General features: G+C 42.3%; 13 protein-coding genes. 3 read left to right on the forward strand and 10 right to left on the reverse strand.

What is annotated here, in order from left to right:
• Positions 1-85: 85 nt before the first annotated feature.
• From gcvT to VCM39_RS15550, 5 genes are all read right to left on the reverse strand, one after another.
• Complete coding sequence (gcvT, locus tag VCM39_RS15530; protein ID WP_322932893.1) at positions 86-1,171, reverse strand: glycine cleavage system aminomethyltransferase GcvT; 1,086 nt, start codon at positions 1,169-1,171, stop codon at positions 86-88.
• 49 nt (positions 1,172-1,220) lie between these two features.
• Positions 1,221-2,447: a peptidase T gene (gene pepT / locus VCM39_RS15535; protein WP_221648599.1), complete on the reverse strand. Its 1,227-nt coding sequence runs from the start codon at positions 2,445-2,447 to the stop codon at positions 1,221-1,223.
• Positions 2,448-2,583: 136 nt separating this feature from the next.
• Entirely contained in the window at positions 2,584-3,990 is a 1,407-nt protein-coding gene (locus VCM39_RS15540) for an amidophosphoribosyltransferase (RefSeq protein ID WP_002562019.1), read from the reverse strand.
• Between the two features lie 185 nt (positions 3,991-4,175).
• Positions 4,176-6,332, reverse strand: coding sequence for a glycoside hydrolase family 97 protein (locus VCM39_RS15545; protein ID WP_289290844.1), 2,157 nt, complete (start codon positions 6,330-6,332; stop codon positions 4,176-4,178).
• 167 nt (positions 6,333-6,499) lie between these two features.
• The gene (locus tag VCM39_RS15550) at positions 6,500-8,065 is read right to left on the reverse strand and encodes a DUF6377 domain-containing protein (protein ID WP_322932891.1); all 1,566 of its coding nucleotides are present in this window, start codon (positions 8,063-8,065) and stop codon (positions 6,500-6,502) included.
• A gap of 156 nt (positions 8,066-8,221) precedes the next feature.
• On the opposite strand from VCM39_RS15550, the gene crcB reads away from it, so the two are divergent.
• The 3 genes from crcB to eno all read left to right on the forward strand — a co-directional run bounded on the left by crcB (position 8,222) and on the right by eno (position 11,419).
• On the forward strand, positions 8,222-8,605 hold the full coding sequence (crcB, locus tag VCM39_RS15555) for a fluoride efflux transporter CrcB (protein WP_289290846.1): 384 nt from the start codon (positions 8,222-8,224) through the stop codon (positions 8,603-8,605).
• Between the two features lie 52 nt (positions 8,606-8,657).
• Positions 8,658-9,326 carry a pentapeptide repeat-containing protein gene (locus tag VCM39_RS15560; protein ID WP_221648603.1) on the forward strand — a complete coding sequence of 223 codons (669 nt, stop codon included), beginning with the start codon at positions 8,658-8,660 and terminating at the stop codon, positions 9,324-9,326.
• 812 nt (positions 9,327-10,138) lie between these two features.
• Positions 10,139-11,419: a phosphopyruvate hydratase gene (gene eno / locus VCM39_RS15565; RefSeq protein ID WP_195449890.1), complete on the forward strand. Its 1,281-nt coding sequence runs from the start codon at positions 10,139-10,141 to the stop codon at positions 11,417-11,419.
• A gap of 83 nt (positions 11,420-11,502) precedes the next feature.
• Here eno and bglX read toward each other — a convergent pair whose 3' ends face one another.
• From bglX to VCM39_RS15590, 5 genes are all read right to left on the reverse strand, one after another.
• A complete protein-coding gene (bglX, locus tag VCM39_RS15570; protein WP_322932890.1) occupies positions 11,503-13,752 on the reverse strand; it encodes a beta-glucosidase BglX in 2,250 nt (749 codons plus the stop codon).
• A 2-nt stretch (positions 13,753-13,754) separates the two neighbouring features.
• Positions 13,755-15,041, reverse strand: a complete 1,287-nt coding sequence (locus VCM39_RS15575) for a hypothetical protein (protein WP_322932889.1) — start codon at positions 15,039-15,041, stop codon at positions 13,755-13,757.
• A 79-nt stretch (positions 15,042-15,120) separates the two neighbouring features.
• The gene (locus VCM39_RS15580; protein ID WP_221648606.1) at positions 15,121-15,963 is read right to left on the reverse strand and encodes a family 16 glycosylhydrolase; all 843 of its coding nucleotides are present in this window, start codon (positions 15,961-15,963) and stop codon (positions 15,121-15,123) included.
• 3 nt (positions 15,964-15,966) lie between these two features.
• A complete protein-coding gene (locus VCM39_RS15585) occupies positions 15,967-17,643 on the reverse strand; it encodes a RagB/SusD family nutrient uptake outer membrane protein (RefSeq protein ID WP_322932888.1) in 1,677 nt (558 codons plus the stop codon).
• Positions 17,644-17,663: 20 nt separating this feature from the next.
• A complete protein-coding gene (locus tag VCM39_RS15590) occupies positions 17,664-20,795 on the reverse strand; it encodes a SusC/RagA family TonB-linked outer membrane protein (protein WP_407934701.1) in 3,132 nt (1,043 codons plus the stop codon).
• Between the last annotated feature and the right edge of the window lie 58 nt (positions 20,796-20,853).

The following is a 20,853-nucleotide window of genomic DNA, read 5'->3' on the forward strand; positions in this document are numbered from 1 at the left end:
CAAATTCCGCCTAAGACAAAAAAAAATTATGCCTTAACCTAAAATTTATTAAGTTAAGGCATAAATCAGAAAGAAAAGCTCTTATTTATTTCCGGAACGGTGGTCTTACAACCGAGGCTTTCAATTTACGTCCACGCATATCAATGTAAATTTCTGTTCCCAATTTACTATATTCCGGTTTAACATATCCCATACCAATTCCTATTTTACGAACAGGCGACATCGTCCCCGAAGTAACCACTCCTATCTTTTCACCTTCCGCATTCACTAACTCATAGCCATGACGGGGAATGCCACGATCTATCATCTCGAATCCTACCAGTTTACGTATTGTACCTTCTGCTTTCTGTTTTTCAAGCATGAAACGATTGATAAAATCCTTCCCGTCTATAAACTTAGTAATCCAACCTAATCCTGCCTCAATGGGTGAAGTGGTATCATCCAGATCATTACCATAAAGACAAAAACCCATTTCAAGACGAAGCGTATCACGTGCTCCCAACCCAATTGGTTTGATACCCAATTCGGCTCCGGCTTCGAAAACAGCATTCCATATCCTGTCGGCAGCATCCGGATAAAAGTAAAGTTCAAAACCTCCTGCACCGGTATATCCGGTATTGGAAATTATCACATTCTTTTCACCTGCAAATTCTCCTTCCTTAAATGTGTAATAAGGTATCTCAGAAAGATTAATATCCGTCAGTTTCTGCAAAGCAAGAATGGCCTTCGGCCCTTGTATGGCAAGCTGCGCTGTACGGTCGGAAGAATTTTCAAGTTCCGCCCCTTCGGTATTATGCAACACACACCAGTTCCAGTCTTTCTCAATATTAGAGGCATTGACTACCAAGAGATACTTCTGGGGATCATATTGATACACCAACAAATCGTCTACGATACCCCCTTTTTCATTAGGAAAGCAAGTATATTGCACTTTACCGGGAGCAAGTGCAGCTACATTATTAGAGGTCACTTTCTGAAGAAAAGCCAATGCATTAGGACCTTTCACCCAGAATTCACCCATATGAGACACATCAAACACACCAACAGCATTGCACACCGTAAGATGCTCGTCGATGATACCTGTATATTCAATAGGCATATTATATCCGGCAAACTCATGCATTTTAGCACCCAGCGCAATATGCTTGTCGGTAAATGGAGTGGTTTTCATTATTTACGATTTATGAATTATGATTTATGCGGTTTACTTCCTGACAAGATCAGGCTTCTTTGGCTACAAGTTCTGCGATCTTTACAATAACCTTCATGGCCTTTTCCATATTCTGGATAGGCACAAACTCAAAACGTCCGTGGAAATTCAGTCCACCTGCAAAGATATTAGGGCAAGGCAATCCTTTGAACGAGAGTTGTGCACCATCCGTACCTCCACGAATCGGCTTCACATTCGGTTTCACACCCACAGCTTCCATAGCCGCAAAAGCAGTATCAATAATATGCATCACAGGTTCTATCTTTTCGCGCATGTTATAATACTGATCGCGGAGTTCAAGTACAGCAGTATCTTCACCGAATTCAGCATTTATTTTTCTCACCAGATGAGCCATTTCACGTTTACGACTTTCAAACCTTGAACGGTCGTGGTCACGGATAATGTAAGAAAGCGTAGTCTGCTCCACATCTCCCTGAATACCGATAAGATGATAAAAACCTTCATATCCTTCTGTATGTTCCGGTGTTTCATGACGTGGTAACATACTGATAAACTGATTGGCAATACGAATCGAGTTGATCATTTTATGTTTAGCATAGCCAGGATGTACATTACGTCCTTTAAACACAATCTTGGCGGCGGCGGCATTGAAATTCTCATATTCCAACTCTCCTACTTCACCACCATCCATCGTGTAAGCCCACTCACAGCCGAATTTCTCTACATCAAACTTGTGTGCACCTTCACCTATCTCTTCATCGGGATTAAAACCAATACGGATTTTTCCATGTTTAATTTCGGGATGTTCTTTAAGATAAGCCACTGCAGAAATAATCTCGGCAATACCTGCTTTATCATCAGCTCCCAACAAGGTTTTTCCATTGGTTACAATTAAGTCTTCTCCTTTATGAGCAAGCAACTCCGGAAATTGTGCCGGACTAAGTATTACTCTGTCTTCTGCATTGAGTACAATATCTGAGCCGTTATAATTTTCTACAATACGAGGTGTTACATCCTTTCCACTCATATCGGGACTTGTATCCATATGGGCTATAAACCCAATAGTGGGTACTTCCTTTTCCGTATTTGCCGGAAGAGTGGCGAAAAGATAGCCATATTCATCCAGTGTAATTTCTTCCAAGCCTAAAGACTCCAGTTCTGATTTCAGATATTTGGCAAAAACCATCTGTCCCGGAGTACTGGGAGTAAGCCGTGTCTCTTCATTTGATTGAGTATCAAAGCTTACATACTTCAAAAAACGTTCTACTAAAGTCATGATATTTACTATTTTATGATTTACTATTTACGATTGATAATACATTTGCCGTAAAGGTAAAAAAAGAGCCGTGAATTGCCAAGCAAATCACAGCTCTTTTTTTTGAATATACTTATTATCAGTTACTAATAGTTATTTAAAAATGGCTACTACCATCAAAACAATGGGTACATACCTGACATTTTGGTAGTCCAATAGCTTCTATTAAAGTTTCCAACGTATTAAACTTCAACGAAGAAAGGCCGAAGCGCTTAGCTATAATATCTACCATCTTTTCGTATTCCGGCGAACCCGTTGTAGCATATTTCTCCAGGTTCTTATTTTCGTCTCCTTCCAGTTCCTTAATAATACGGCGGGTTATCAGTTCCAACGCATTCTTTGAAGCGGTGAAACCCACAAACGGACAAGCATAAATCAGCGGCGGACAGGCAATACGCATGTGAACCTCTTTTGCACCACATTCATAAAGCACTTTTACATTGTCACGCAACTGTGTTCCACGCACAATAGAATCATCGCAAAATAACAAACGTTTACCATCAAGCATAGCACGGTTGGGAATCAATTTCATCTTCGCTACCAGCGATCGCATCTCCTGGTTGCTCGGAGTAAAGCTACGCGGCCATGTCGGAGTATATTTTGAAATAGCACGATGATAGGGAACTCCTTTTCCTTCAGCATAACCCAAAGCCATACCTACCCCCGAATCCGGAATACCACACGCACAATCGACTTCCGAAGTATCCTTCTGTCCCATCTTCATCCCACTGGTGAAACGTACTTCCTCTACATTACGCCCTTCATAGCAAGATGTAGGGAAACCATAGTACACCCACAGAAACGAGCAAATCTGCATACCTTCATCGGGTTTGCGCAACTGTGTCATGCTATCAGCACGCAAGTGTACAATCTCACCAGGACCAAGATATTTTTCTATTTCGTAATCAAGATTAGGAAAACTACTCGACTCACTCGTGGCAGCATATGCCCCCTCTTTCTTACCAATCACAATCGGTGTACGCCCCCATCGGTCACGGGCGGCAATAATACCATCTTCTGTCAATAAAAGCATAGAGCAGGACCCTTTAATGTGTTTGTACACATTCTCGATACCTTCAACAAAAGTTTTTCCCTGAATGATGAGTAGTGCGATAAGTTCAGTTTGATTGGTATTGCTGGAACTAAGTTCCGCGAAGTGCATGTGTTGGGAGAGTAGTTCTTCCTCGAGTTCTTTTAGGTTTACGATTTTTGCGACAGTAACAATGGCGAAGCGTCCGAGATGAGAATTAATAACGATAGGTTGTGCGTCTGTGTCGCTGATAATGCCTATTCCGGCATTTCCTTTAAATTTATCCAGATCGGATTCAAATTTGGTGCGGAAATATGAACTTTCCAGGTTATGAATGGAACGGATAAAACCTTGCTCTTCACTATAGGTTGCAAGACCGCCCCGTTTTGTCCCCAAATGTGAATTATAATCTGTGCCGTAGAATAAATCGGTCACACAGCCCACTCGTGAGACTGTTCCGAAAAAACCTCCCATATAAGATTCTTTTAATTAGTGTTAGTTTAAAAAAAGACAGTGCAAAAGTACAAAAAAGAATCTGACCGGAAAAGAAATAATGTGCCAATTAAACAATGTGCCAATATGCCAATTGGCTGCGCAACGTTGACACGCTGACACGCCGTATGGCAATTGGCACATTGGCATATTAGCAGATTGGCTAATTATTTAAACTTCTTCATCTTTTTATCTGCCGGAGCAGCTTCAATGATACTCATTGCAAAGCCACCACTACGGGCCAATTTGGTAGAAATCTTTGTTTTGTTAGTTACCAAACCTTTTTTAATCTGATAAGATGTCGGATTTGATTCGTAATCTGCATCCTTGCCGTCTGCATAAAGAGTAGCTACATATTGTTTTCCCGGTTCCAGAAAATCAAGAGTGAAAGTAGAGGTACGGGCATTTTCATCAGTAATACCACCTACAAACCAGTTATTTGTACCTTTTGCCTTACGGGCTACGGTAATATAATCTCCCGGTTCAGCTTCCAGATATTTGCTGTCGTCCCAATCTACAGCCACATCTTTAATAAATTGGAAAGCATCCATATAGCGCTCATAATTTTCGGGAAGATCAGCTGCCATCTGAAGCGGACTGTACATCGTTAGGTAAAGAGCCAACTGTTTTGCCAGAGTAGTATGTACAAAGCTGTGTTCTCCTGTCAGAAAAGACAATTGAGTATCAAAGATACCCGGTGTGTAATCCATCGGACCACCAATCTGACGAGTAAAAGGAAGCAATGTAGTGTGGAACGGTTTGCTACCGCCAAAAGCTTCGTATTCAGTACCACGGGCAGACTCATTTCCGATAAGATTGGGATAAGTACGACATAGCCCGGTAGGACGAACAGCTTCGTGAGCATTTACACAAATCTTATAGTCGGCGGCTTTCTTCACGGCATAGAGATAGTGATTATTCATCCACTGACCATAATGATGTTCGCCCCGAGGAATGATATTACCTACATAACCACTCTTCACCGCATTATATCCGTTATCAACCATAAACTGATAGGCCTTATCCATATGACGTTCGTAGTTGCGTACAGAAGCAGATGTTTCATGATGCATCATCAGTTTCACGCCTTTACTCTTAGCATAGTCATTCAGCATTTTCACGTCAAAGTCAGGATATGCAGTAACAAAATCGAATACATAATCTTTGGAGTGACCGAACCAGTCTTCCCATCCTTCATTCCATCCTTCAACCAATACTTGGTCAAATCCATGTTCGGCAGCAAAATCAATGTAACGTTTTACATTCTCATTGTTAGCACCATGCTTGCCGTTTGGCTTCGTTTTTGAATAATCGGTTTCACCAAGTTTCACAGACAAAACATCATCCGTATAAGCCCAGCTACTCTTTCCGGTAATCATTTCCCACCACACACCTACATATTTCACCGGTTTAATCCAGGAAACATCTTCATAAGCACAAGGATCATTCAGATTAAGTGTCAATTTAGAAGCAAGAATATCGCGGGCATCATCACTTACTATCACAGTACGCCACGGAGACTTACAAGGAGTTTGCATATATCCCTTATCTCCCACTGCGTCCGGAGTAAGCCATGACTCAAAAACAAGATTCTTGTCATCCAGATTCAGATTCATACAAGAGTAATCCACCAAAGCAGCTTCATGCAGGTTGATGTATAGTCCGTCAGCTGTCTTCATCTGCAAAGAAGTTTGTACTCCGGTTGGTGAAAAAGAGGCCTGCGATGCATTGTCTGTAATAGCTCCATTCATTAAGCCACGGATTTCAGAAAGTTTAGACTCCGTATAATCATATTCCTGTGTGTCATAATCACCCGGAATCCAGAAAGCAGTATGATCACCAGTCATGGCAAACTGTGAATGTTCTTCCTTAATAACAAAGTAATTCAGATTCTTTTGCAATGGAAATTCATAGCGAAAGCCCAAACCATCGTCATACAAGCGAAAACGGATAACGATGTTACGATCCTGCGCTTTCTGATCCAGTGTTACTGCCAATTCATTGTAATGATTGCGAATAGACTTTACTTCACCCCAAACCGGTTCCCAGGTTTCGTCAAAAGTACTTGTCTTGGCATCAGTCAATGTAAACCCATTCATTAGTCCCGGGTCGTTTTTAAGTTCCAACCCCAACTTCGAAGGTTTGATTACTTCCTTATCTTTATAAGAAAGTTCATACACCGGTTCGCCTTGTGCGTTCACCGAAAAATTGAGTTTCAAAAGTCCGTTAGGAGAAGTAATACTTTCGGCCATAGCTGCTGTGCTTATTAATAAAGCGAGCAAGAAAAAAGCCATCTTGATGGTTAGTGTTTTCATGTTAATCATGATATGAATTAATAAATAAAAATCGTATGGCAAAGATAAACAGGAAATATTCAGATACACTCCCCATATAAATGGAATATAAAAGAAATATCTGAAAACGTTTGCATAAGTTTCTTATTATTAATGAGATAATCAGAAGATTAAAAACAGAAAATATAAATGGGTATTCACTCTACCGCTCCTATTTTGAGGATTTCTTCTTCAAATTTGTCCCGGTTAATGGCTTTATTCTTGACTTTATTCCGATAGGTATAGATGGTATTGATTGAATAGTGCAGAAAATTAGCAATCTTGGAACTGTCATCAATCCCCAAACGAATAATGGCAAAAATGCGTAACTCGGTATTCAGCAATTCGCCGGTTTTAAGAACGAAACGTTCTTCGGGCTGTAACAGTTCATTGAACTCTGCCACAAAGTTGGGATACAGATGCAGAAAAGCATTGTCAAAATTAGCATAAAACTCTTTCTGCTCTACTCCTGCAAACTGTGAAGACTTGGTTAGCTTTAATAATTCCTCTGATTGTCCTGCTGTGATCTTCCTGTTCACAGTACTCCGAAAACGATCCAGCTTTTCGATATAAATAGAGCAAAGATTAAGAAAATGGCCGATATATTCCTCTTTGATGTGATTTGCCTGTTTCAGGTTTCGTTGAGTAACGGACAATTTTTTCATTTGTTTATATATTAAGATTACAGAAACAATCAGAAAGACAGAAAGTATACTGACTACAATCAGAAAAAAGATCAATTGATGGCGCTGCCGTTCTATCTGTTGCTTATAAGCCCCCTCAATCACAGGAAGAACACCTGATATCTCAATGGTACGCAAACGGGCATTACAGAAAATAGCATCCTCAAGCGAACGCTTTATATAACGATATGCGCGGGATACATCTCCCCGTTCATAAAGAACAAAAGCCAGATTGGACAAAGCAGCATTCTCCTTGACTGATGCTTTTATATCCGAAATAGCAGATAACGCCAGATATCTCTCATATGCATCTGTATGTTTTTCATCTTTATACAAATGAGCCAGTGAAAAAGCAGCACGGGCATAGATATTAGAAGTTTCGGGTTGATCATGCAGTAATCCCAACAGCACTTTTTTGGCATGACTAAACTGTTGATTAGCTATAAAACGTTCGGCTTCGTAAAGACGATATTCCGGTAAAGCCGGTGAAAGCACGGCGAGTAAGGAATCCCGGTATACATTTTGTCGCCTGATATAGTCCGTTGCATAGGGGCTGTTATGAGAGTAATTAACAAGAAAAGAATATAGCTGACGCCCACAATTATAAAAAGCAGGAAGTAAACTATCCGGCAACGTAGCACGATTGATACCATACAGCGTTTCCCATGCTTCCTTGTACATCCCGGAAATAGACAATACAGATGTCTGACAAAGACGAACGTCATCAGCCAACGCGATACTGCGTAAAGAATCGGCTATCAGCAAGCTATTATCAAAATATTTCATGGCAGAGTCTGAAACAAAGAGTTCGTATTCAGTTCCCAGTTCCTTATTGAGGATAAACTGTTGCCGCAACGTAAGAGAAGGATAATGTAAAAGTCGCTTCAAACTATCTATACGTTCTTCTTTCTGTTTCATATATATTTCCTGTTGCCCCATTATCTTATCCAAGCGGACAAGAACGGAATCCACTCCTTTGCCAGCCAATGCTACAAGGGCACAATAGAAGAACGATATCATTACTAAAAAAAATCTTTTCATTATCCGACATTTTTACTTTAGTGTTCAAAAGTACATAAAATCCACTAAAATCTACCACCTTCACTTCTCTAAAACAAGCTGTACCTCAACATTACACAAATAAATTTGTTTCTGCTTCTGATTAATACTATTTTTGCCCCGATTAGCACAAAAAGAATGAAAGAGATCGTTTATATATTTATCGGAGGTGGCGTAGGAAGTGTGCTTCGCTATCTGGCACAAATCAGCATTAACGAACGGATGTCCGGTATAGGTTTTCCTTTCTCGTGGGGAACTTTTATCGTAAATATTGCCGGTAGTTTTCTGATCGGTTTATTCTACTCAGTATCCGAGCGCTGGAATCTGTCTATGGAAATGAGATTATTTCTCACCACAGGACTGTGCGGAGGATTTACCACTTTTTCCACCTTTTCCAACGACGGATTAAGTCTGCTGAGAGGAGAGTTTTACAGCACATTTCTGCTTTATGCCTTATTGAGTATTGGATTGGGATTAGTAGCGGTAATGGCCGGAGGAGCAGCAGGAAAGCTACTGGGATAAAATCAACAAAAACACATTATAACTAAAGCCACTACAAATACCGTAATATATAATGAAACAACCCCGGAATAATAAACCTCAAATAGTTCGTATCGCTGCTCCCATGATCGAAGAGCAGGAAGAGAGCTTGAAAACTTTAAAAGACTTATTAGAGCAAGAGGAGACGGTATCCAGCCTCTCGTTTAATAAAAATAACGAAGAATTCATTCATACTCCTTATCGGACTATTAAAGAGTGCACATTCAGTGGTCTCACTTTCAGAGATTGTCAACTAAAATCAGCCCAACTCACCGATGTACGTTTTGAGAATTGCGACTTATCCAATATCTCTTTTGCCGAAAGTTCTCTTTACCGGGTAGAATTTATTTCTTGTAAACTGGTAGGGACTAATCTCTCTGAAACCACCCTCAATCATGTCTCATTCCGCGAATGTAACGCAGCTTATATTAATGTTGCCATGAGCAAAATGAACCAAGTTCGCTTTTCCGGTTGTCATTTTAGAAATGGTAGTCTCAACGATTGCCGGTTATCATCTGTAGCTTTTGATAATTGCGATTTGGTGGAGGCAGATTTCTCTCACACTTCGTTACGAAGTATCGATCTTCGTACTTCACGCATCAGTGGAATCGTACTAAACATCAGCGATCTGCGAGGTGTTATCGTTAATTCATTGCAAGCGATGGATTTGCTTCCCATGTTAGGAGTTGTTATTGAAGATTAGGCGTAAGAGATTTATCCTACATCGTATGGAAATGAAGCAGTTCACCACGGAGGACACGGAGAGCACAGAGATATTATTTTCTCTGATGAAACGCGGATGATCGCAGATAAACGCAGATTAAAAGACTATAGCTCTTTATCATACATTTGTTTCTCTTTGCGAAAATCTGCGATCATCTGCGTTTCAATAAAGATTTAAACTCTGTGTCCTCTGCTACCTCTGTGGTGAAATACTGTATGGCTTTGAGCTTAATAGTCTCTGCCGTTGCTCTCTATTTCCTTCTCCGGTATTGATAAAGTTCTATCTTATAGAGGAACGTAAGAAGCCTCGGTGTACAACGTTGTTTTAGATGTACATGTAAAGCAGTACGACATGTGCATGTGGAGCAGTACGACATGTGCATCTCGTACCGTTTTAGATGTACATGTAAAACAAGACTATACACCGGGAAAAGAAACGTTCCTTTCTAAGAAAGGCAAAATACAACACCGGACAACAGCATGCTTCCCGCACAAGGAGACGCATCAGGCAATGGTAGATGAATGGAAATGCAGATGAACACAGCCTTAAATGAACTTGCGCCATGCTTTTATGATACAAGGTCCTTTCGATCAGTATTGATCTACATAAAATTAAACTTTTATTCACCTATCCGGATGAAACAAAACCAATTACTTCTTTGTTAATTAATAAAAGTAAAGTTACTGGCTAATTATGGGGAGCAGCTTTACATTAGAATACCTATTTATAGGGATTCTCTGTTCTCCATGAAGTGAGTATATTTGCAAGTATCTAAAAAATATAGAGAAACAATGAAAATAGAAAAAATTACAGGACGCGAAATCCTCGATTCCAGAGGCAATCCCACAGTAGAAGTAGACGTAGTATTAGAATCAGGTATCATGGGACGTGCATCCGTTCCATCGGGTGCATCAACCGGTGAGCACGAAGCATTGGAACTGCGTGACGGTGACAAAAAACGCTACGGAGGAAAAGGTGTGCTGAAAGCTGTAGAAAACGTGAACAATATTATTGCTCCGCATCTTATTGGCATGTCAGCTCTCGACCAAATGGGTATTGACCACGCAATGCTGGCTCTTGACGGTACGAAAACCAAAGCAAACCTGGGTGCTAACGCCATTCTGGGTGTATCACTTGCCGTAGCCAAAGCAGCCGCTGCATATCTCGACATTCCTCTTTACAGATATATCGGCGGAACTAACACTTATGTACTGCCTGTCCCGATGATGAATATCATCAACGGTGGTTCTCATAGTGATGCCCCGATTGCTTTCCAGGAATTTATGATTCGTCCGGTAGGTGCCAAATCTTTCAAAGAAGGTTTGCGTATGGGTGCCGAAGTATTCCATGCCCTGAAAAAAGTATTGAAAGATCGTGGTCTTAGCACGGCGGTCGGTGATGAAGGTGGCTTTGCTCCTAACCTTGAAGGCACTGAAGATGCTCTGAACTCTATTCTCGCAGCTATTAAAGCTGCCGGATACGAACCGGGTAAGGATGTGATGATCGGTATGGACTGCGCTTCTTCCGAATTCTATCGTGACGGCATTTACGACTATACCAAGTTTGAAGGTGCCAAAGGTAAGAAACGTACCGCTGACGAACAGATAGACTATCTGGAAAAACTAATCAACGAATATCCGATTGACTCTATCGAAGACGGTATGAGTGAAAACGACTGGGAAGGCTGGAAGAAGCTGACCGAACGTATCGGCGACCGTTGTCAGTTGGTAGGTGACGACTTGTTTGTGACCAACGTTGACTTCCTTGCCATGGGTATTGAAAAGGGTTGTGCCAACTCTATCCTGATTAAAGTAAACCAGATTGGTTCGTTGACAGAAACGCTGAATGCTATCGAAATGGCACATCGTCATGGTTATACAACAGTAACCTCTCACCGTTCCGGTGAAACAGAAGATGCTACCATCGCTGATATTGCAGTAGCTACCAACAGCGGACAAATCAAAACCGGTTCACTGAGCCGTTCAGACCGCATGGCAAAATACAACCAGCTTCTTCGTATTGAAGAAGAACTTGGCGATCGTGCCGTATATGGATATAAACTATTGAAATAATTAAAGCTGTTTATAATAGTTAAGAGGGGGATAAGCCGTGATGGCCTGTCCCCCTCTCCTATTTTAACCCTCTGATTGAATAATCAATCGGCTACCTTAAATGAAACTTCATTTCCACTTTGGCTATCCGTTGCTACCCAAAGTCCGAAATCTCCGGGTTCAACCACTTTTTCCATATTTATATTATAGAAAGCCAACTCGCTCACCGGTAGTTCAAATGTCACCGTCTTCTTTTCACCCGGCTTTAAAGTGACGCGGGTAAAGCGCTTCAACTCCTTCACCGGACGGGTTACAGAACCCACCTTATCCCGTACATACAGCTGAGCTACCTCCGTACCTTCGTAATCACCCGTATTTTCCAGATCGAAGGTAACAGTCAGTACATCATTCTTTTTCAGTTCATCAGCAGAAAGTTTCACATCACCATACTTAAATGTAGTATAAGACAGTCCATATCCAAACGGATAGAGCGGATCAAAACCGGCATCCATATAGAAAGAGGTACACCCTAATGAAGTCTGTCCGGCTTCTACCGGAATATCTTTCAACAGGGTTTCGTTGCGCGTAGCCGGCCGGCCGGAATTGTTATGTGAATAATAGGCCGGAATCTGTCCCACCATCTTCGGGAAAGTAACGGGAGTTTTACCACTCGGCACTTCTTTGCCGAACAAAAGATCAGCAATCGCAGGGCCTCCCATTGTACCCGGATGAAACGAATAAAGTACTGCTGCAGAGAGATCCGCCTCTTTGCCAATCGTCAACGGACGGCCTGCCATTACTACCGTCACTACCGGTTTCCCGGTTTTAGCTAAAGCAGCAATCAATTCGGACTGAGCACCTTGCAGATTCAAATCGGCCAGACAGTGCGCTTCACCGGAAAGGATAGACTCCTCTCCTACAAATGCCAGAACTACATCAGCACGGACAGCCGCTGCAACAGCCTTACTAATACCAGATGTCTTGTTATCCCGGCTGTAAGCCAGTCCCGGTTCAAAAATCACCTGTACTTTATCGCCATACATCTCTTTGATAGCAGCCAACGGCGTTTTCGTATGTGCCTTATCTCCGTCAAAAACCCAAGTTCCCATCTGCTCGTAAGGAGCATCAGCCAAAGGTCCCACAACAGCCACAGTACGTACTGTTTCTTTCAAAGGAAGTATCCGTTTGTCGTTCTTCAACAGAATGGCCGACTCCACAGCAGCACGTTTGGCAGCCGCCAAATGAGCATCGGCATACATCACAGAAGGCTGTTTTTCGTCTACATACGGATGGTCAAATAATCCAAGACGATACTTGATACGCAAAATATTACGGACGGCTTCATTTATGGTTTCTTCTTTCACCTTACCTTCTTTGACCAGTTCGGGCAATTTATTAACAAATGTGTAACTGACCATTTCCATATCCACACCTGCATTCACCGCTTTTAGGGCAGCTTCTTTGTCATCGGCAGCAAAACCGTGAGGGATCATCTCCTTAGCAGAAGCCCAGTCCGTCACTACAATACCGTCAAATCCCCATTCTTTACGAAGTACATCTTTCAGAATAAAGCCATTCCCGGTAGCCGGAATCCCGTCATTATCATTGAACGAAGTCATGAAAGTGGCAGCACCGGCATTGGCAGCAGCTTCAAACGGAGGCAGATATACATTACGTAAACGGCGTTCGGGAATAAACGTAGAGTTATAATCAAGTCCGCCTTCGGCAGCACCGTATCCCACAAAATGTTTCGGACAAGCAGCAATGGAGGAAGAGCTGCTTAATGAATCACCTTGAAATCCCTTAACCATAGCAGCACCCATAACAGAAGTCAGATAAGTATCTTCTCCACAACCCTCGGCAATGCGTCCCCAGCGCGGATCACGGGCAATGTCAATCATCGGGGCAAACGTCCAGCGAATCCCCACAGAGGATGCCTCAACAGCTGCCACACGCGCACCTTCTTCTGCCACAGAAGGATCAAAAGTGGCAGCCTGCCCCAAAGGGATAGGAAAAATAGTCTTAAACCCATGAATAACATCACGGGCTATCAACAGCGGAATTCCCAGGCGGGATTCTTCCACCGCCACGCGCTGCAAAGCATTGACACGGACCGGATCTATCTCATTCAAAATAGAGCCTATCTCACCTTTTTTAATCAACACACTCATTTCTTCAATGTTGCCGAAAGAGCTGATCTGGTTCATCTGACCGATCTTCTCCTCCAACGTCATCTTAGAAAGCAGTTTTTCTACCTTGTTCTCAACAGCTTTGTCTTTGGTGTCGGATACCTGTGTACACGACATAAAAGGAAGTAATAAGAGACAGGCAGAGAGAAATTTAGTTGTTTTCATACTTATTTATATACTTGAAATGGAACATTCACTGTAGATACGAATCCCGTATTATCCAGCACATATACATACAATCTATATTCACCAGGAGTTTCAACAATCGTTTCATAAGTTGCGGTATCCGAAGTATTCACCTCTCCCACTCTTTCCGGACGCGGTTCAAAAGAACCACCGAAGCCAAGTTCGGTGGCTTCTTTCAATATTTCCCATACATAAGTCAACTGATCGTTTTCTTTATCTGCGACGGCTACATGAGCTTTGAACGCAGTTCCGGCTTTGACGCGAACACTGTTGATGGCATGCATTCCGTTTATAGTCATAGCCTCAACCACAGGAGCCGTTTCCGTCAGTTCTTTTCCGGTCCAGCCCCTCTGCATAGCCTCTACCATAGGAGTCTTTTCGCCACGCAGCGGCAATCCCTCTACATTGTCTTCTACAAACATACTGAACCAGGTGGGAGTACGTTCTTCCTTCTGCCCCCATAGAAAAACAAAAGAACCCAGACAACGCTCATTTGCAAGAATATAGCGGGTATAACGTTCTTCGTACACCTGTCTTTTTTCTTCGCTTGTTTGCTCGATAGGTGCCTTCCAGTCTGTAGAAGCAGTTTCCCACCATCCGGTTGGCCCCCATTCCGTCACCATAAAAGGACCTTTATAAGCAGATTGGTCTACCATCTCCTTTATTTCACCAATCGGACCATACGTATTGATACCTACATAATCAAGCGTAGGGGCAAATTTAGCAATAGAGTCAAGAGCAGCGGAATTGTGTGCTATAACTGTAGATACCAGATGGCGCTTGTCAATTGATTTAATGATCTGTGCCAACTCTTCCACGAAACTCCACGCAGCACCTACATTAGCATTACCCAGATCGATCTCATTTCCAATTCCCCAGGCCAACAGACAAGTGTCATTTTTGAAAGTCTCTGCCAGGAGGCGCACTTCCTGACGCAGTTTATCTTTGTACGCATCATCATAATAGAGTGCCGAATCTTTCGTCATTGCTATCCCCTGCATTACATACATCTTATTTTCCGCAGCTAAAGCCAGATCTTTTCTAACTGTTTCTACATCTCCACCCCAGGTTCTGAAAGCATTGGCTCCATTCTGGTTAGCAACGTCCAGTCGATAGGTTCCGCCTACACCTTTAATAGATGTATCCACTCCGTCAATATAAAGCTTAAAACCTTCTCCGGACTTCTTTATCTCAATTCCGGACGGAGCAGAGCAACCACCTAATAGAAAGCTCCCCAAAACACAACCACAAATTAAAAGTTTTTTCATTATTATCTACCTATTACATTGAGAATTAGGGACATCTTTCGGCTTTACCAATGTAAGCTTTCAAATGCCCCTAAAGATATTAATTCTTTTGATAAACACGAACGTAATCAATCTGGAATATTGCCGGATAACAAGTATTATCTACCCCTTTTGTTCCTCCCATTCCTCCACCGACAGCCTGGTTCAATTTCACATAAAACGGAACATCAAATGGCCAGGTCTCTTTATTACCGGTTCCGTCATTCTGAAACCGGAAACGAAGCACACCGTCAATATAACCTTTGATCTCCTGTGGTGTCCACTCCAGTCCATATACGTGAAAATCATCTTGTGCCCTGTCAATAACCGTAATAGAAGTTTGCTGTGTTCCGATACTGTGATTGTATCGCTCTGTATGAGCAGATATATGAATAGAATCGGGATGACTCCCCACATGTTCCATTATATCTATCTCACCATCCAGCGGCCAATTCTTAAAATCTTCGGGCAACATCCAGAAAGCAGGCCAGGTGCCAACTCCTTCCGGCAACTTCATCCGGGCTTCAAAATAACCATACTTCCAGCTTTGAGCAGTATTCATCCGTGCAGATAAATAATTGTATCCCTCAACCGGTTTATCAGGTATTAACGCTTTAATATGCAATATACCTCCATCCAGGTAAGCCACCGTATCCGTTTCATAAACAGCAGGAACGTAATATTGCAGTTCGGCATTCCCCCAACCTCCACCACCAACTTCGTATTTCCACTTTAAAGTATCCGGCAAAGAACGATCTGCAGAATCGAACTCGTCATTCCAAATCAATTTATACTCTTTGGGTACAAATGCACTATCCACTACAGACTTCGCAACCGGACGTTCGGTACAAGCTGTACCGGCAGCCACTACTATAGTCAGCAATACCAATAATTTCACATTCATATATTAATCTTTCAATAACGGGTTCTTTTCCTGTTCTTTAAGCGGAATGGGCAAGTAATAGTGTGTACCATTGAAAATGCGGTCTTCCACCTTAGACACTTCATATCGCAATGTGACATTGTCATCATATATATTCATACCCATAATCGGTTCGGCCAGTACGTCGCCATCTTTCCAACGACGCAGATCATAGAAGCGGTGCTCCTCTAAAAGGAGTTCAATTCTGCGCTCATTCTTAATTCTTTCACGCATCTCTATTTTCGACAATCCCGAAGGCAAATCCGGTTGTCCGGAACGGGAACGAACTTCATTGATTGCCAGATAGACACTTGGATCGGGGGCAGCCAACTCTTCATTCTTTGCTTCGGCATAATTCAGCAAAACCTCTGCATAGCGTATATATGGCCAATTATTACTTTGAGCATATCCTCCGTACAGGTTGGTAGAAGGATCAAGTTCTTCTATAAACTTCTTAGGACCATAGCCGCAACGCGCCTTACCCAATTGAGGCTTGCATGAACCGTTCTTGGAAGGATCAACCGTATTGGTCACCATAGACATCCGGTGAGTTTCCCAGATGGAACCATTATAGATAATACTTTGGTAAAAACGTGCATCCCGGTTTGTATACGGATCCTGCTTATTATACATTGTATTGGTTGGGTCTGTTGTTAACTTTCCATTCACCGTTTCATAAGCATCTACCAGATTTTGGGTAGGATACAATCCGTTCCATGAGCCGGCATCCACAGCGTCCAGACTCCACATCATATGAATATTGTGAGGAGCTTCGGGGAAAGTGAAACGACGTTCAAAAATGACCTCTTTATTGGCAGCTGTTTTATCAAATGCCATAGAACGGTAAGGAGTATCCGTCAGTTTATACAGTTTGTATATATCCAGATCCATCACATCCTGAGCTGCCTGAGCTGCATCGGCCCACTTCCGGGAGTCATCGGAACTATTCAGAGGGCTTGCCAGATACAACAAAGCACGCGATTTAAGTGCCAGAAAAGCACCTTTTGTTGCATGTCCGGCCTCATCATCCGAATAACTGAGAGGTAAATTATCAGCATACAAATCACACTCCTCTTTCACAAACTTCACAATATCGGCAAACGAAGAGGGAGCCACTTGCAACTCATCCGTAAGGCTTTGTGCTTTCACAATCAAAGGTGCTTTACCAAAAGTACGTGCCAATTCAAAGTGACAGAAAGCTCTCAGAAAACGAGCTTCTGCTTCTACTCTCTTTTTCTCGGTAGCCGATAAGATTCGTTCTTCAACACCGGGAGCACGCTCGATGATGATATTACACTTGCGTATCACTTTATACTCCTGGTTCCAGATCTCCTCTACAAAGGGACAACTCTGGGCAGTGATTGCATCTTTATTGAGTTGCGTATAGATAGGGCCATCGCTAACACTGGCAAAGTCGTCAGTAGCAGCATCCAGATTCCCAGCCCACGACATGGACCAGTCCTGCTCGTAACCAGCCGTACACCTGTTGAACCCGCACAACATAGAACCGTATGTATTTGCTACAAACTGATTAATCAGATTCTTGTCTTCCCAGATAGCTTCATCAGAGATAAAAGTAGTAGGTTTTATATCCAGCATATCCGAACATCCGGACGCAAGAACCACCAATATCGTTATTAATAAATTTCTATTCTTTTTCATAATCGTATCATTCTTTAAAGTTAAAACTGAAGAGTAAGTCCTACATTAAACGCCTTCATTTGCGGATATGTCCATCCTTCCTGTTGAGTGTTTTCCGGGTCAATTTGCGGAACATCGGAAATGGTAAACAGGTTCTGCGCATTCACATAGACACGCAATCCGGTTATTGCCGCAGACCGCAACCATCTGGAAGGAAGCGTATATCCTATTTCAATATTCTTCAAACGAAAATAAGAAGCATCATAGAGGTAGGTCTGAACAGCGCTGATATCCGTAGTCGGGAAGTTATGAGTAGATTCTGCCAAACGAGGATATTTCGCATTTACATTCTGTTCGGTCCAACTCTCGTTTACCCAAAGCTGCGGAAGATTACCCTGATTGAAATAAGGTTGTATCACACCACCCTTCAGATAAACCTGTGTACGGGCAGCTCCCTGGAATAAGAAACTGAAATCAAGATTCTTCCAGTTCAACGAACCATTTATACCATAGATTATCTCAGGAATATTTCCATTTCCCAAATAAGTCATATCGTTAGAATCTACCACGCCATTGCCGTCAACATCCACATATTTAATATCTCCCGGCTTAGTCACATACCCTGTACCTGCCACTTCCTGCTTTGGATAAGCATCTATTTCTTCCTGAGACTTAAAGATACCATCTGTTTTATACCCATAGTAACCATTGATGGGTCTGCCCGTTTTACGCATATACTTGGATGTTCCGGCTGCTTCTGCCATTTCTACAATCTCATTCCGGGCAAAGGTAAAGTTACCGCCCAATGAGAAATCGACCTGCTGTATTCTCTGATGATAATTAAGTGATAAATCGACTCCTTTGTTTTTCACCTCTCCTAAATTCTCAAGCGGTAATATTCCACCGAATGAAGAAGGCACTTCGGCACCACGCTGGGCAAGAATATCTATTCGTTTTTCCATAAAGAAATCAACTGTCAGATTAAGACGGTTAAACAAAGTAGCATCTACCGCCACATTCGTCTTGGTCGACTTTTCCCAGGTAGCCAGTGAGTTGGCAATAGGTCCGGGCAGCATTCCTTTGGTAAGCAATGTTCCGAAAATATAGTCTCCTAAATTATTGGTAAACCCATTGCTTGCATTGTTACCGGAATATAGATCAAAACGGCTGTAGAAGGGGAAAATTACACCTCCTGTATTATCATTACCCAGTGTACCGTAAGAAGCTCTCACCTTCAGGAAATTAACCGTATTCTTCAGATTCTGAAAGAATTTCTCTTCCGAAAGTACCCATCCCAAAGAGGCAGAAGCAAACGTACCCCATCTCTTGTTGGGAGCAAAGTTTTCGGACGCGTCACGACGCAGGTTAAACTCTACCAAATACTTTTGGGCATAATTGTAGTTGATACGCCCCATATAGCTGGCACGGGCTGTTTTACTGTCATAGGCATTCAATGACTGATTGGCTGTATTTCCGGCATTCATCTGATCCAGAATTTCCGAATCAAAAGAGATACGATTCATTTCCGATCTTTCAATGACCCCCTTTCTTGCCAAAGCCATAGCCATTGCAGTGATATTGTGATTGCCGAAAGAACGGTGGTAGTTCAACTGCAATTGGTATTCCTGGTATTCATCACCGTTTTGCGTCAATCCCAAGCTGGCACTTGAACGTGGTTTCAAAACATAGGCTCCATCTGCATCCTTAGAGTAAACATAAGGAGATACATTCCATGATTTGTTTTTATATACATTCTTGCTGAAAGAAGCAGTTCCTTTTACAGACAGACCGGAAGTTATGAAATCGAGTTTCTGGTCCAGTTCTACACGTGCATCTACTACAAATGTATTTCCTTTGCTATAACTTCCACCCGGCTGATTGGAAGCCACAATATTGGGATGAGTTGCATCGGGCACAGCAAATGTACCATCAGGATAGCGACACAACAGCACAGGAGTGTTACGCACCAATTGCTGGAAAATACCCTGGCTTGCACCTACATTCAAGGTGTTCTCTACACGACCGGAAATATCAACTCCCAAACGGGTCGTATTTGTAATAGTAGCATCAATATTGCTACGCAAATTGTAACGCTTATAATCCAGATCTTCCCAAAGTCCGCCCTGGCTAAGGAAACCGGCACTTACATAATAGCGTACTTTCTCCGTACCTCCGGATACGGATAAATTGTGCTGGTGCTGAATAGCACGTTGAGACAACATCTCTTTATACCAGTCTGTATTCGGATACTTTTCCGGGTCGGTACCATCTCTGAACTTCGCCAGTTCGTCACCATTATAGATCTCCTTTCCCGTATAGGTATTATATAAACGGGCATAGTCATAAGAGTTGGCAAACTCCGGCAGTTTGGTTGGCGACTGTATAGATACATTTCCGGAATATTTAATACTTGTCTTATCCTGTGTTCCGCGTTTAGTAGTGATTACCACTACACCATTGGCACCACGCATACCGAAGATGGCAGCAGAAGCAGCATCCTTCAACACATTGATAGATTCAATGTCATTGGGATCCATACGTGCAAAGTCGGCAGAAGAACGTTCCATACCATCGATAATAAAAGCAGGAGAAGTCTCTCCCTGAAAAGTAGCAATACCACGTACATACAATGAGGCATCATCTGCTCCCGGTTCACCGGTAGCCTGCTTGGATATAAGTCCCGGCATCTGTCCTACCAGAGCATTGGTAGAGTTGGCAGACTTTGCCTTCAATAGCTCATCGCTCTTTATAGAAGTAACGGCACCCGTCAGATTGGCTTTCTTTTGAACCCCATATCCCACAACCACTACTTCCTCCAACGCTGCTGCATCCTCTTCCAGCACCACGTGAAGTATCTTATTCCCTTTCACCGGAATATCCTGTGATTTATAGCCGATATAAGAAACAGAAAGAATTGAATTAGAAGGTACAGTGAGAATAAATTTACCGTCTAAATCGGTTATTGTACCATTGGCAGTAGCATCTTTCACCACTACATTCACTCCAGGCAAAGGCTCCCTATCCGACCCGCCTATAACTGTACCCGTGACCTGTATGTTCTGAGAAAATACAGTAAGGTAAGCTCCTAACAGAATTAAAACTGATAATAACTTTTTCATAAGTCTTTGTATAATTAAGATTAACTCGTTGTCCGTTTTGGACAATGCAAACATAGAGAATAAACAGATTAAGAAGTTAAAAAGGCAGACGTCTAAAATACGTCAATAGAAG

This window comes from Bacteroides mucinivorans, assembly GCF_034654355.2.
Lineage (GTDB): Bacteria > Bacteroidota > Bacteroidia > Bacteroidales > Bacteroidaceae > Bacteroides > Bacteroides nordii.